The sequence below is a fragment of the Streptomyces sp. NPDC060184 genome, from assembly GCF_042728795.1.
GTDB lineage: Bacteria > Actinomycetota > Actinomycetes > Streptomycetales > Streptomycetaceae > Streptomyces.
In genome coordinates this window covers 375,327-388,044 of record NZ_JBHWYX010000001.1, presented here as the reverse complement: position 1 = coordinate 388,044, position 12,718 = coordinate 375,327, and the positions used below count along the sequence as shown (strand labels likewise).

Below are 12,718 nucleotides of genomic sequence, written 5' to 3'. Positions count from 1 at the left end.
GGTTTCACGTGAAACGCCCGCCCGGCGCCGCGCATCGCTCCCACCGTGTCCACCTTCACCCGTTCGGCCCAAGAACGCTCCCCGTCGAAATCCCTCCCATGCCGTAATGGGCCGTGTTGTCCCCGTACGGCAGAACCGGAGGAGAGGGAGAGACACATGCCCGTCTGCACCACGCGCGACGGAGTCGAGATCTTCTACAAGGACTGGGGGCAGGGACGCCCGGTGGTCTTCATCCACGGCTGGCCACTCAACGGTGACGCCTGGCAGGACCAGCTCAAGGCCGTCGCGGACGCCGGCTACCGCGGCATCGCGCACGACCGCCGCGGCCACGGCCGGTCCACCCCCGTGTGGGACGGCTACGACTTCGACACCTTCGCCGACGACCTCCACGACCTGATCACCCAGCTCGACCTGCGGGACGTCACCCTGGTCGCGCACTCCATGGGAGGCGGTGAGCTGGCCCGGTACATCGGCCGGCACGGCACCGAGCGGATCAAGTCCGCCGTCCTGCTCTCCGCGATCCCGCCGCTGATGCTCCAGGGACCGGACAACCCGGAGGGTGTCCCGCAGAGCGTCTTCGACGACATCAAGAAGGGCATCCTGACGGAACGTTCGCAGTTCTGGAAGGACACCGCGGTCGGCTTCCACTCCGCCAACCGCGAAGGCAACAAGGTCACCCAGGGCAACAAGGACGCGTTCTGGTACATGGCCATGGCCGAGACCATCGAGGGCGCGGTCGCCTGCGTCGACGCCTTCGCCGCCACGGACTTCCACGAGGACCTGAAGAAGTTCGACGTCCCCACCCTCGTCGTGCACGGTGACGACGACCAGGTCGTCCCGATCGACGCCACCGGCCGCAAGACCGCGAAGCTGGTGAAGGACGCCACGCTGAAGGTCTACGAGGGCGGCTCGCACGGCATCGCGCTGGTGCCGGGCGACAAGGAGAAGTTCAACCAGGACCTGCTGGACTTCCTCAAGAAGTGACCGCGGAGGGACCGGTGCCGGGCGGCGCGTCCCGATCGAGGGGCCGCCCGGCACAGCGCTCCCTACCGCAGGGTCCCCATGGCCTCCCGGACCTCGTCGAGGGTGCGTTCGGCGATCTCGTTCGCGCGCGCGTTCCCGGCGCGCAGCACGGAGCGTACGTACCCCAGGTCCCGCGCGTACTCCGCGCGCCGGGCCCGGATGGGCGCCAGCCGGGTGTTGACAGCCTCCGTCACGGTCCGTTTGAGCACAGCGGCTCCGCCGTCCCCGACGGCCTCGGCGACCTCGTACGGGTCGCGGTCCTGACAGAGCGCGGCGAGCAGCACGAGGTTGGAGACCGCGGGCCGGTGCTCGGGGTCGTAGGAGATGCGCCGGTCGGCATCGGTCTTCGCGCCCTTGATCAGCCGGGCGGTCTCGTCAGCGGTCGCGCCGAGGGCGATGGCGTTGCCGCGGCTCTTGCTCATCTTGCCGCCGTCGGTGCCGAGCAGCAGCGGGGCGGCGGAGAGCAGCGCCTCGGGCTGCGGGAAGACCGGCGCGTAGCGCTCGCCGAAGCGGCGGGCGACGGTCCGGGTGAGCTCCAGGTGCGGCAGCTGGTCCTGGCCCACCGGGACGAGGTTGCCCTTGCAGAAGAGGATGTCGGCGGCCTGGTGGACCGGGTAGGTGTACATCAGACCGCTGACGGCCGCCTGGCGGGAGTGGGCGATCTCGTCCTTGACGGTGGGGTTGCGGCCCAGTTCGGCCACCGAGACCAGACTGAGGAAGGGCAGCAGCAGCTGGTTCAGGGCGGGCACCGCGCTGTGGTTGAAGATCGTCGAACGCGACGGGTCGATGCCGACGGCGAGGTGGTCGAGGAGAAGCCCCTCCATCGTCTCGGCGAGCCGGTCGACGACCTCCCGGTCGGTGAGCGCCTGGTAGTCGGGGATCAGCACGAAGACCTCCACGCCCAGGTCCTGGAGCCGGACCCGGTTGTGGAGGGTGCCGAAGTAGTGCCCGAGGTGGAGGGGGCCGGTCGGCCGGTCCCCGGTCATCACCCGGAAGCGGCCCGGTTCCGCGGCGAGCTCCCGCTCCAGTTCGGCGCTGCGCCCGCGGGCGGTGGCGACGGTGGACGCGGCGAGCGGGGACGCGGCGGCGAGCGGGGCGGTGCCCGGGGCGGGGGTGGTGAGCGGTGTCATCGTGGTCATGGGGATCTCTCCTCGCGAGGTGTGGCTGCGTGGAGGACGGCCCCGCCGTGGAGCTGATCCGTGTCCGTCTCCCCGTAGCGCCTCGGGCGCCGTTCGCGGGGACGGAGAAGGGCCGTCCGTGTCGAACGGCCCTGGTTCCGTGCGGAAGGGGTGCCGCTCCTAGGAGGAGCGCCACCAGTTCCGGCACGGTACGGAGGTCATGGGGCGAGTGTAACGCGCACCCACCTGCCCGTCCCGGGGACCGGCGGGTGCCACCGGTCTCGGAAAACCGGTGGCGACGCGGGCTCCCGCCCCGCCAACAATGGCCGTATGAAACGGACTTCGCAGGCCCGCTCGTTCGACCTCGCCGCCGCCGCGTACGCCACGAACCGCCCCTCCTACCCTCCGGCCCTGCTGGACGCGGTCGAGGAGCTCGGCGGCCGTCCGGTCGAGGGTGCCGTCGTCGCCGACGTCGGGGCCGGTACGGGACTGGCGACGGCGCTCCTGCGGGACAGGGGTGCGCGGGTCCTCGCGGTCGAGCCGGGCGGCGGGATGGCCTCGGAGTTCCGACGGCGGCTGCCCGGGGTCCCGCTGGTGCGCGGGGACGGCGACCGGCTGCCCCTGGCCGACGCCTGCCTCGACTTCCTCACCTACGCCCAGTCCTGGCACTGGACCGATCCGCGGGCCTCCGTCCCGGAAGCGCTGCGCGTGCTCCGGCCCGGCGGCGCACTCGCGCTCTGGTGGAACGACTCGGACGCCACCCTCCCCTGGATCGCCGCCCAGGACGCCCGGCTGCGGCGGCTCTTCGGCGCCCCGGACCGTCCGCACGACCCCCGGGCCCGGTTCCGCGGGCTGCCGGACGGGCTCGACTCCGTCCACCGGCAGCTCACGTGGTCCCGGAGGGTCCCCCTCGGCACGCATCTGGCCAACCTCGCCAGTTACTCCGATTTCCTGGTCCTCGGCGCGGAGGGGACGGCCGCCTTCCTCGCCGAGGAACGGGGCCTGCTGTCCGCGGCCTTCCCGGACGGGACGGTCGAGGAACGGTACGTGGTCAGCCTGGCCGTCGCCCGCCGCTGACGCGGGCCCCCCACGCCCTCGCGGGGCCGATGCCCCCCTGTGGGCGCGCTCTCCCGCGCAGACGGGGCCGGGCCCTACGTGTGGGCGTGCTCTCCCACCCAGAAGAGCAGGTAGACGAAGCCCGCGAAGGCGTGGGTGGCGAAGACGTACACGAAGACGCGCAGCGCGACGCCGCGCTCCTTCCAGTTCTCGCTCTCGCTCACGGTCGCTCTCCCCCGTCCCGCACGCGCTCCGGCGTGCCCCGCCCCGGCAGGTCCAGCCGCTGCCGGCTGCGGCAGCTCCGGCCACAGCGCGTGTCCCCCAGGGTACGCACCCGTCGCCGCCCGTACGGAGGCCCCGGAAGACGCCTGTGAACCGCTCCCGCCGCCCCCGCACCCCCGTCGTTCCCTCCCGGGCAACGGGTGGTGCGCGGGCGGAATAGCCAGTGGGGGGTCCCCGTTGTAGGGTGGGACCAGTTAGTTCAAGCTTCAACAACATTGAAGCGGCCACACAGCACAGGAGGCGGACGTCATGCAGTTCGGGATCTTCACCGTCGGGGACGTCACCACCGACCCGACGACCGGCCGGACGCCGTCCGAGAACGAGCGGATCAAGGCCACCCTCGCCATCGCGCAGAAGGCCGAAGAGGTCGGCCTGGACGTCTTCGCGACCGGCGAGCACCACAACCCGCCGTTCGTCCCGTCGTCGCCGACCACGACGCTCGCCTACATCGCCGCCCGCGCCGAGAAGCTCATCCTCTCGACCTCCACCACGCTGATCACGACGAACGACCCGGTGAAGATCGCCGAGGACTACGCCACGCTCCAGCACCTCGCGGACGGCCGCGTCGACCTGATGATGGGCCGCGGCAACACCGGCCCGGTCTACCCGTGGTTCGGCAAGGACATCCGCCAGGGCGTCCCGCTCGCCATCGAGAACTACGCCCTGCTGCACAAGCTGTGGCGCGAGGACGTCGTGGACTGGGAGGGGAAGTTCCGCACGCCGCTGCAGTCCTTCACCGCCACCCCCCGCCCGCTCGACGGCGTGCCGCCGTTCGTCTGGCACGGCTCGATCCGCTCCCCCGAGATCGCCGAGCAGGCCGCGTACTACGGCGACGGCTTCTTCCACAACAACATCTTCTGGCCGATGTCCCACACCAAGAAGATGGTGGAGCTGTACCGGCAGCGGTACGCGCACTACGGCCACGGCACCCCCGACCAGGCCATCGTCGGACTCGGCGGCCAGGTGTTCATGGCCAAGAACTCGCAGGACGCCGTCAAGCAGTTCCGCCCGTACTTCGACAACGCCCCGGTCTACGGCCACGGCCCGACGCTGGAGGACTTCACCCGCGAGACGCCGCTGACCGTCGGCTCCCCGCAGGAGGTCATCGAGCGCACCCTGTCGTTCCGTGACGCCGTCGGCGACTACCAGCGCCAGCTGTTCCTGATGGACCACGCCGGGCTCCCGCTCAAGACGGTCCTGGAGCAGCTCGACATCCTCGGCGAGGAGGTCGTCCCGGTGCTCCGCAAGGAGTTCGCCGCCCTGCGCCCCGCCGGGGTGCCGGAATCCGCCCCCGTCCACCCGGCCGTCACCGCCGCCCGCACCGCCTCGAAGGAGGTCTGACCGTCATGACAGCACCCGTGGGCGCCACCGGCCTCACCACCGCCCCGATCAGGATCGTCGCCGTGTCGGCCGGGCTGAGCCAGCCGTCCTCGACCCGGATGCTGGCCGACCGGCTGGCGACGGCCACCCGGGAGCAGCTGGAGACCGGGCAGGACCGCCGGGTCGAGGTCCGCGCGATCGACCTGCGCGACCTGGCCGTCGACATCGCGAAGAACCTGATCACCGGGTTCCCGTCGGCCGGCCTGCAGGAGGCCATCGACGCGGTGGCCGGGGCGGACGGGCTGATCGCGGTGACCCCGGTCTTCAGCGCCTCGTACAGCGGTCTGTTCAAGTCCTTCTTCGACCTGATCGAGAACACCGCGCTGACCGGGAAGCCGGTCGTGATCGCCGCGACCGGCGGCTCGGCCCGGCACTCGCTGGTCCTGGAGCACGCCATGCGCCCGCTCTTCGCGTACCTGCGGGCCGTGACCGTACCGACGTCCGTGTACGCGGCGTCGGAGGACTGGGGCTCGTCCGGCGACGAGTACACCGACGGCCTGCCGTCCCGCGTCCGGCGGGCCGGCGGCGAGCTGGCCTCGGCGATTCTGGGGCGTACGGTCTCCGGCGCCTCCCGGACGCTGGGCCTGGACGACGGGCTCGACGCGATCGTGCCGTTCGCCCAGCAGCTGGCCGACCTGCGGCTCGACTGACCGGCACCCCCGCCGTACGGACACGCACGGCGGGGGCGACTCGGCCCTGATGTCTGGAATGTCCGGTCTGCTTAGAGTGGACCGGACAGCGGACCGGACATCGGATCGAGCGGGACCGGGCGATCGAACCAGACCGGTCGATCGAGCGGGACCGAGCGGGAGGCAGAACATGGGCAGGATCGTCGTAGGCGTGGACGGCTCGGCGTCGTCGATCAAGGCACTGCACTGGGCGGTGCGCCAGGGCGAGCTCACCGGCGACACCGTCGAGGCCGTCAACAGCTGGGAGTACCCCGCCACCAGCTGGGCGTCGCTGATGCCCGGCATGCCGGAGGACTTCGACCCGCAGGCCCTGGCGACGGTCTCCCTCACCGAGGCCCTGGAGGAAGCCCTCGGCGCGGAGCGCGCGGCGGCGATCAGCAAGGTCGTGGTGATCGGCAACCCGGCGCAGAACCTCATCGACCGCGCCGAGGGAGCGAACCTGCTGGTGGTCGGCGCGCGCGGGTACAGCGGCTTCAAGGCGACCCTGCTGGGATCGGTCAGCCTCCATGTCACCCAGAACGCCCCCTGCCCGGTGACGGTCGTACGCGACTGAGCGAAGAGCCCGGCGACGAAGGTCCCGACGGCGGTGCGGGCGGTTCCTCGCGGGGGCTCGCCCGCACCGCCGTCGGCGCGTCGGAGCCCCCGCTCACTTCCGGTTGTACAGCCGCATCGTCACCGGGCCGAACACCGCCACCAGGAGCGCCGACCACCCCAGCGACCAGAGGACGGCGGTCGCAGGCCAGCCGCCCGCCATCAGCTCCCGCACGGCGGTCGCCACGTGGGTCACCGGGTTGTTGTTCACGAAGGCCTGGAGCCAGCCCGGCATCGTGCGCGGATCGACGAACACGTTGCTGAGGAAGGTCAGCGGGAAGATCACCATCATGCTGACGCCCATCACCGACTTCTCGGTGCGCAGCAGCAGCCCGAACATCGTCCACACCCACGAGAAGGCGAAGGCGAACACCAGCACCAGCGCGACCCCCGCCAGCACACCGGGCACACCGCCGTCCGGCCGGTAGCCGACGATCACGCCGACGGTGAGCATCACCGCCGAGGCCAGCAGATAGCGCAGCACGTCGCCGAGCAGGTAGCCGACCATCGGCGCGGGACGCCAGATCGGCAGGGTGCGGAACCGGTCGAAGACGCCCTTGACGATGTCGGTGTTGACCGAGACCCCGGTGTACATCGTGATCATCACGACGCTCATCACCAGGATGCCCGGCAGCAGGAACTGGATGTACGCCCCGGTGGACCCGGCGAGCGCCCCGCCGAAGAGGTACGTGTACATCAGCACGAGCATGATCGGGAACGCGGTCACGTCGAAGAGCTGCTCCGGCACGTGCTTGATCTTCAGGACCGCCCGCCACCCGAAGGTGAGGGAGACGGAGAGCGCGCCCGGACGGGGCGGGCGCTCGCCGGAGACCAGCAGCGTCGCGAGGCGCTCCGCGTCCGGTACGGCGAACGCGTCGGCCTCGGCGGCCGGCCCGGTGTTCGTCGGAGTCGTGGTGGCCGTCATGCCGCCGTTCCCTTCCGGTCCGTGAGGGCGAGGAAGACCTCGTCGAGGCTGGGCTGGCCCAGCGCGAAGTTGTCGACGGTGATGCCCGCCCGGGCCAGCTCCGCCAGGGCCCGCGCGGCCCGCTCGGCCGCCCCCCGCTCGGAGCCCGAGCCGTCGACCCGGGCGGTGAGGGCCACCGGGTCGGGGTCCGGCTGGACCACCGCGCCGAGCGTGCGGACCAGCACCCGTTCGGCCTCGGGCCGCTGCGCGGCGTCCCGCAGCCGCAGGTGCACCGTCCCGGAGCCCACCGACGCCTTCAGCTCCCCCTTGGTGCCCTCGGCGATCACCCGGCCGTGGTCGATCACCGCGATGCGGGACGCCAGCCGGTCGGCCTCGTCCAGGTACTGCGTCGTCAGCATCACCGTGGTGCCCTGGGCGACGACCGCCCGGACGATGTCCCACACCTGGTTGCGGCTGCGGGGATCGAGACCGGTGGTCGGTTCGTCGAGGAAGAGCAGGCGCGGGGTGTTGAGGATGGACGCGGCGATGTCGATGCGGCGGCGCATCCCGCCCGAGTAGTTCTTGACCTGCTTCCCCGCGGCGGGGCCGAGCCCGAAGCCTTCGAGCAGTTCCGCGGCGCGCGAGCGGGCGGCGGTCCGGGAGTGGCCGAGCAGCCGGGCGAGGAGCACCAGGTTCTCCGTACCGGTGAGGTCCTCGTCGACCGAGGCGTACTGCCCGGTGAGGCTGACCAGGCCGCGCACCGTGTCGGCCTGGCGCACCACGTCGTGGCCGAAGACGCGCGCGCTGCCGCCGTCCGGTCGCAGCAGGGTCGCCAGCATCCGGACGGCGGTGGTCTTCCCGGCGCCGTTGGGGCCGAGGATTCCGTAGACGGTTCCGGTGGGGACGGCGAGATCGATGCCGTCCACGGCCCGGTTCTCACCGAAGGCCTTCACCAGCCCGGTCGTCTCGACGGCCGGTTCGGCGCTCACCCGCACCTCCCCCGGGCAGCGGCCGGTCGGTGATCTTGTGGGCGGTCCTGTCCGTCGCCCGGTAGATCGTCCCGCCGGTGGTCCGGTCGTCGGTCCTCTCCTCCGGCCAGTCCTCCCGCGAGTAGAAGAAGTAGTACGTGGCGAGCGCCACCGGAACGCCGACCGCCAGGCCGAGGATGGCCGAGCGCAGCACGCTGGTGTCGGTCAGACTCACCAGGAAACCGATCGCGCACGCCGTCAGCGCCCCGTAGGCCGCCGCCCGCGCCTCGCGCGGGACCGCGTACTCGAACCGGGCCAGCGCGTAGCAGAGCACGGCGAACGCCACGCCTGCGGCGAAGCCCAGGGCGACCTGACCGCCGGTGCTCGGACCGCCGTCCCGCCGGATGAACGCGGCATAGAAGCCGTAGATGACGCCGAGGAGCAGGGGCACCGCCCACACCATCGCGGTGTGCCGGTGTACCGGTGATCGGGCCTGCGATGCCCGGGGCTTCGACCCGGGCACGACTGCGTGTGTGGCCATGGTGGAGAGCTCCTTCCGTCGCCCCCTCGTCACTCCAGCGCACACCCGGCCGCGCCGCCCGGCAACTCGAATGGACGACGGCTCGGGGCGCGACCACGGCCGCCGGGATTCCCTGAGGAGATGCGGACCTCTCTCTCGGTGCCCCTGTCGGCCGTGCTGCTCGTCGTGCTCGCCGTCCTGGTACCGCTGAGCGCGCTCTCCGCCTGGGTCGACCTGGAGGTCGACGACACCGACCGGTACGTGGCCGCCGTCTCCCCGCTCTCCTCCGACCCCGCCGTGCGCGAGACCGTCGCCGACCTCATCACCGACGAGGCGATGCGGCGGATCGACCTCGGCGGGCTCCAGGAGACGATGCGGGACTTCCTGCACCAGGGCGTCCTGTCGTTCACGACGACGGACGCGTTCCGTGCCGCCTGGGACGCGGCGAACCGCACCGCCCACACCTCGATCACGGCCGCGCTCGACGGGGACTCCGGCGAGTCGGTGACCATCGACCTGGCCCCGGTGATCGAGCAGGTGAAGAAGGAGCTGGAGGTGAGCGGGGTGCCCTTCGCCGACCAGATCCCGGTCGAGCGCACCGAACTCACCGTCCTCTCCGGGGACCGGGCCGACCATGTGCGCGAGACGTTCGGATGGCTGCGGTACGCCAGCGTCTGGCCGGCCGTGGCGACCGTGGTCCTCCTCGTGCTGGTGGTGGGGCTGTCGACGGTCCGGGGCGGGCGGCGGGCCGGACTCTTCGCCACCGCCGTCGTGGGCGGCGGACTCGTCCTGGGCGCCGTCGTGCTCCGGGTGCTCCTCGCCGTCGGCCGCGCGCAGATGCTGGACGCGGTGCCCGCGAGCGACCGGGACGGTGCGGCGGCGGTCTCCGACGCGCTGACCGCCTCGCTGCGCACCACGGTCTGGTGGGTCCTGGGGGTGGGCGCCCTCCTGCTGGTGGCCGGTGTCGTCGCCCGGTACCTGCTGGCCGCGCGCCGGCCGGGCTGACGGCCGAGCGGCACGGCGGGCCGGCCGGGCCGCCTCCGACGTGCGGGGCGGAACGGGCCGGGCGAGAGTGGGAGCCTGAACGGTTGGGGCGACTGGAGGTTGCCGTATGCGAGCCATCGCCGTCACCGCGCTCCACGGGGAGCCCGCCCTCGTCGAACTCCCCAAGCCCGACCCGGGACCGGGCGAGGTACGGGTGCGGATCGCCTACGCGGCCCTCAACCCGTACGACTGGCAGCGCGCCGACGACCCCGGGGCCGGTACGGCGCCCGGGGGCTTCCCGCACATCCTCGGCGTGGACTTCGCCGGGCAGGTGGACATGATCGGCCGGGGCCCCAGCCGGTTCCGGGTGGGGGACCCGGTGTTCGGCCGGGTCACCACCCCGCTGCCCGGCGGGGGCGCCTACGCCGAGTACGTCTCCGTCCACCAGGACTCGCCGATCGCCCCGGTCCCGACCGGCCTGTCGCTGAAGGTCGCCGCCGCCCTGCCGACCGCCGCGACCGCCGCCTGCCAGATCCTGGCCGCCACCGGAGCCGGTGAGGGCGAGTCCCTGCTGATCGTCGGGGCGGCGGGCGGCGTCGGCAGCTACCTCACCCAGCTCGCCTCCGCCCGGAGCGTCCGGGTGCTGGCCGCCGTGCGCGGCGACGAGAGCCGCCGGATGACCATCCTCGGGGCCGCCCGCACCCTCGACGTCTCCGCCGGACCCGAAGCGCTCCCCGCCGCCCTGCGGGAGCTCTGCCCGCAGGGGGTGGACGCCCTCGCCGACCTCGTCTCCGAGACCCCGGACGCCTTCGCCGAGCACGCCGCACTCGTCCGGGACGGCGGCATCGCGCTCACCACCCGGGGCGCCGGTGGCACCCGGACCCCGCACACCGGCCCGCTCCCCGTCGACTTCCGGCTCGCGCCGACCGCACTGCTGCTCGACGCCCTCGCGACGTCGGTGACCAGCGGGGCGTTCGTCGTCCCCATCGACCTCGAACTGCCCCTGGAGAAGGCTCCCGAGGCGCTCGCGCAGAACCGTGCGGGTGGCGCCCGGGGCAAGACGGTCTTCGCCCTGCGGCCCTGCGGCGCCGCCGGACACCACGCCCCGTGACCCGCGCCCCCGCCCCCGCCCCCGCCCCCGCCCCCGCCCCGGACCGTACGCCCCGGACCGGCCCGGCCCGCACGGCCGCCGGGTCCGCGCCCCGGGCAGACCCGCGAGGAGAGTGAACCGTGGCCACGGCCGACGCCGGCACCGGAAGGCGACGCGTGACCCCGCCGCCCTGGCTGGTCAGCGGACTCCGACCGCAGCCCACCCCGATCCCCTGGGCGGCCGTGCTGCGCGCCTCCGTCGCCATGGCCGCACCGCTCGCCGTCGGCTTCGCCGCCGACCGCCCCGCCTATGGGGCGCTCGTCTCCATGGGGGCGCTCTCCGGCGTCATCGGCGACACCGCCGACGCCTACCGGATGCGCATCTACAACATCGCCGTACCGCAGCTCTTCGGCGCCGTCGGTGTCACCCTCGGCTCGCTCGTGTACGGAACCGGCTGGGCCTCCGTCGGCGTGCTCACCGCCGTCGCGCTGGTCTCCGGGATGATGTCCACGATCGGCGCCGTGGCCTCCGTCTCCGGTCTGCTGCTCCTGCTCAACTCCGTGGTGGGCGCGGGACTCCCGATGCCCGACCCCTGGTGGGTCGCCCCGGTGCTGCTCGCGTTCGGCGGGCTGGTGGTGCTGGCGCTCGCCCTGCTCTCGTGGCCGTTCCGCCGCCGGCTCCCCGAACGCTCCGCCGTCGCCCGCACCTACCGCGCGGTCGCCGCCCTGCTCGACGCCGCCGGAACCCCCGCGTACGAACTGCACCGCCAGGACGTCACCGAACGCCTCAACACCTCCTACGACCTGATCCTCGCCCGTCGGGCCCGCTACCACGGCCGCAGCCCCGCCATGGTGCGGACGCTCTCCCAGCTCAACGTGGTGATCCCGCTGGTCGAGGCGGCACCCGCCGCCCACGGGGAGGGGCGACGGCTGCCCGAGGCCGTCCCGGCGGCGGTCCGCGCACTCGCCGACGACGTCGCACGCGACCGCACCGGACGCCCCGCACCCGACCTGCCCCCGCCCGACTCGCCCGCCACCCGTGCCGTGGACACCGCGCTGCGCCACACGGCCACCGTGGTGCACCGGGGCGACCCCGATCCGTACAACGTGGACGACCGGCTCGGCCGGCCCGCCGCCCTGCGCGTCCGGGTCCGGCGCGCCCTGCGGTCCGTGCTGCTCTCCGAGGCGTCCTGGCGCTACGGGCTGCGCCTCGCCCTCTGCATCGGACTGGCCCAGGCGCTCACCTCACTGATCCCGGTGGAACGCTCGTACTGGGTGGCGCTCACGGTGACCTTCGTCCTCAAGCCGGACTACGGCTCGGTGTTCTCCCGCGCCGTACTGCGGGCCGTGGGCACCACCGCCGGGCTGCTCGTCGCCGCTCCCCTGCTGGCGGAGGTTCCGTCCGGCTGGTGGTTCGTCCCGGCGATGGTGGTCCTCGCCGCGCTGATCCCGGCGCTGACGGCGAAGGGATACGCGTTCCAGACCGCCGCCGTCACCCCGCCCATCCTGCTGCTCTCCGACCTCTTCAACCACCAGGGCGTGAACCTGGTCCAGCCGCGCTTCCTCGACAGCCTGCTCGGCTGCGCGATCGTGCTGGTGGCCGGCTATCTGCTCTGGCCGGAGAGCTGGCACACCCGCGTCGGCGACCGGCTGGCGGACGCGGTGGAGGACACCGCCGACTACGTGGCCTACGCCTTCGACCTCACCAGCGACCACGACCGGGCCGAACGGGTCCGTGCCCGCCGGAAGCTCTATCGCGACCTGTCGGCGGTGCGCTCCGAGTTCCAGCGCGCCCTCACCGAACCGCCGCCCGTGGGCACCCGCGCGGCGGCCTGGTGGCCGCTGGTCGTCGCCGTCGAGCGGATCGTCGACGCGGCAACGGCCGCCCGGGTACGGCTGAATTACGGAGCCCCACCGCCCGAACCCGGCGAAGCCGTCATGATCGAGGGCCAGTTGCGGGAGCTCGCGGCGGGAATCCGCACCAGCGAGACCCTGGTGGGGGTACGGGCCGACCTCACCGCCATCGAGGAGGGCATCCTCGGCGCCCTCAGCCAGGAAGTCGCAGCCGCCCGGGCCATCGCCTCGCCGCAGCCATGACGGTGTTTCACGTGAAA

The 12,718-nt window shown here is 72.9% G+C and carries 12 protein-coding genes and 1 pseudogene; 8 read left to right on the top strand and 5 right to left on the bottom strand.

The window, feature by feature from the left end:
• Positions 1-156 precede the first annotated feature (156 nt).
• The gene (locus ACFWEE_RS01640; protein ID WP_386885401.1) at positions 157-984 is read left to right on the top strand and encodes an alpha/beta fold hydrolase; all 828 of its coding nucleotides are present in this window, start codon (positions 157-159) and stop codon (positions 982-984) included.
• A gap of 62 nt (positions 985-1,046) precedes the next feature.
• On the opposite strand, the gene trpS is transcribed toward ACFWEE_RS01640, so the two are convergent.
• Positions 1,047-2,153 (bottom strand): tryptophan--tRNA ligase, encoded by a 1,107-nt coding sequence (gene trpS / locus ACFWEE_RS01635; RefSeq protein WP_386885431.1) that lies wholly within the window; start codon positions 2,151-2,153, stop codon positions 1,047-1,049.
• Between the two features lie 318 nt (positions 2,154-2,471).
• Between trpS and ACFWEE_RS01630 the strand changes: the two genes are divergently transcribed.
• Positions 2,472-3,218 (top strand): class I SAM-dependent methyltransferase, encoded by a 747-nt coding sequence (locus tag ACFWEE_RS01630; protein WP_386885399.1) that lies wholly within the window; start codon positions 2,472-2,474, stop codon positions 3,216-3,218.
• A 74-nt stretch (positions 3,219-3,292) separates the two neighbouring features.
• Here the strand turns inward: ACFWEE_RS01630 and ACFWEE_RS01625 are convergent, their stop codons facing one another.
• The gene (locus ACFWEE_RS01625) at positions 3,293-3,421 is read right to left on the bottom strand and encodes a DUF6126 family protein (protein WP_386885398.1); all 129 of its coding nucleotides are present in this window, start codon (positions 3,419-3,421) and stop codon (positions 3,293-3,295) included.
• Between the two features lie 307 nt (positions 3,422-3,728).
• On the opposite strand from ACFWEE_RS01625, the gene ACFWEE_RS01620 reads away from it, so the two are divergent.
• The 3 genes from ACFWEE_RS01620 to ACFWEE_RS01610 all read left to right on the top strand — a co-directional run bounded on the left by ACFWEE_RS01620 (position 3,729) and on the right by ACFWEE_RS01610 (position 6,101).
• On the top strand, positions 3,729-4,820 hold the full coding sequence (locus ACFWEE_RS01620; protein WP_386885396.1) for an LLM class flavin-dependent oxidoreductase: 1,092 nt from the start codon (positions 3,729-3,731) through the stop codon (positions 4,818-4,820).
• A 5-nt stretch (positions 4,821-4,825) separates the two neighbouring features.
• Positions 4,826-5,509, top strand: a complete 684-nt coding sequence (locus ACFWEE_RS01615; RefSeq protein WP_386885395.1) for an FMN reductase — start codon at positions 4,826-4,828, stop codon at positions 5,507-5,509.
• A gap of 169 nt (positions 5,510-5,678) precedes the next feature.
• Entirely contained in the window at positions 5,679-6,101 is a 423-nt protein-coding gene (locus ACFWEE_RS01610) for a universal stress protein (protein WP_386885393.1), read from the top strand.
• 93 nt (positions 6,102-6,194) lie between these two features.
• On the opposite strand, the gene ACFWEE_RS01605 is transcribed toward ACFWEE_RS01610, so the two are convergent.
• The 3 genes and pseudogenes from ACFWEE_RS01605 to ACFWEE_RS01595 all read right to left on the bottom strand — a co-directional run.
• Positions 6,195-7,064 carry an ABC transporter permease gene (locus ACFWEE_RS01605; protein WP_386885392.1) on the bottom strand — a complete coding sequence of 290 codons (870 nt, stop codon included), beginning with the start codon at positions 7,062-7,064 and terminating at the stop codon, positions 6,195-6,197.
• Positions 7,061-8,032, bottom strand: a complete 972-nt coding sequence (locus tag ACFWEE_RS01600) for an ATP-binding cassette domain-containing protein (RefSeq protein ID WP_386885391.1) — start codon at positions 8,030-8,032, stop codon at positions 7,061-7,063. Before ACFWEE_RS01600 ends, ACFWEE_RS01605 begins: the two co-directional genes overlap by 4 nt.
• 112 nt (positions 8,033-8,144) lie before the next feature.
• Positions 8,145-8,552: pseudogene (locus tag ACFWEE_RS01595) on the bottom strand (hypothetical protein); the annotation flags it as partial.
• A 120-nt stretch (positions 8,553-8,672) separates the two neighbouring features.
• On the opposite strand from ACFWEE_RS01595, the gene ACFWEE_RS01590 reads away from it, so the two are divergent.
• The 3 genes from ACFWEE_RS01590 (at position 8,673) to ACFWEE_RS01580 (ending at position 12,701) form a co-directional block, all read left to right on the top strand.
• Complete coding sequence (locus ACFWEE_RS01590; RefSeq protein WP_386885389.1) at positions 8,673-9,536, top strand: hypothetical protein; 864 nt, start codon at positions 8,673-8,675, stop codon at positions 9,534-9,536.
• 106 nt (positions 9,537-9,642) lie between these two features.
• The gene (locus tag ACFWEE_RS01585; protein ID WP_386885388.1) at positions 9,643-10,626 is read left to right on the top strand and encodes an NADP-dependent oxidoreductase; all 984 of its coding nucleotides are present in this window, start codon (positions 9,643-9,645) and stop codon (positions 10,624-10,626) included.
• Between the two features lie 119 nt (positions 10,627-10,745).
• A complete protein-coding gene (locus ACFWEE_RS01580) occupies positions 10,746-12,701 on the top strand; it encodes an FUSC family protein (protein WP_386885386.1) in 1,956 nt (651 codons plus the stop codon).
• Positions 12,702-12,718: the final 17 nt, after the last annotated feature.

Excerpts from the sequence above, each read along its gene's own strand:
- ACFWEE_RS01640 (WP_386885401.1), top strand. The coding sequence starts at position 157 with ATGCCCGTCTGCACCACGCGCGACGGAGTCGAGATCTTCTACAAGGAC.
- trpS (WP_386885431.1), bottom strand. The coding sequence starts at position 2,153 with ATGACACCGCTCACCACCCCCGCCCCGGGCACCGCCCCGCTCGCCGCC.
- ACFWEE_RS01630 (WP_386885399.1), top strand. The coding sequence starts at position 2,472 with ATGAAACGGACTTCGCAGGCCCGCTCGTTCGACCTCGCCGCCGCCGCG.
- ACFWEE_RS01620 (WP_386885396.1), top strand. The coding sequence starts at position 3,729 with ATGCAGTTCGGGATCTTCACCGTCGGGGACGTCACCACCGACCCGACG.
- ACFWEE_RS01615 (WP_386885395.1), top strand. The coding sequence starts at position 4,826 with ATGACAGCACCCGTGGGCGCCACCGGCCTCACCACCGCCCCGATCAGG.
- ACFWEE_RS01610 (WP_386885393.1), top strand. The coding sequence starts at position 5,679 with ATGGGCAGGATCGTCGTAGGCGTGGACGGCTCGGCGTCGTCGATCAAG.
- ACFWEE_RS01605 (WP_386885392.1), bottom strand. The coding sequence starts at position 7,064 with ATGACGGCCACCACGACTCCGACGAACACCGGGCCGGCCGCCGAGGCC.
- ACFWEE_RS01590 (WP_386885389.1), top strand. The coding sequence starts at position 8,673 with ATGCGGACCTCTCTCTCGGTGCCCCTGTCGGCCGTGCTGCTCGTCGTG.
- ACFWEE_RS01585 (WP_386885388.1), top strand. The coding sequence starts at position 9,643 with ATGCGAGCCATCGCCGTCACCGCGCTCCACGGGGAGCCCGCCCTCGTC.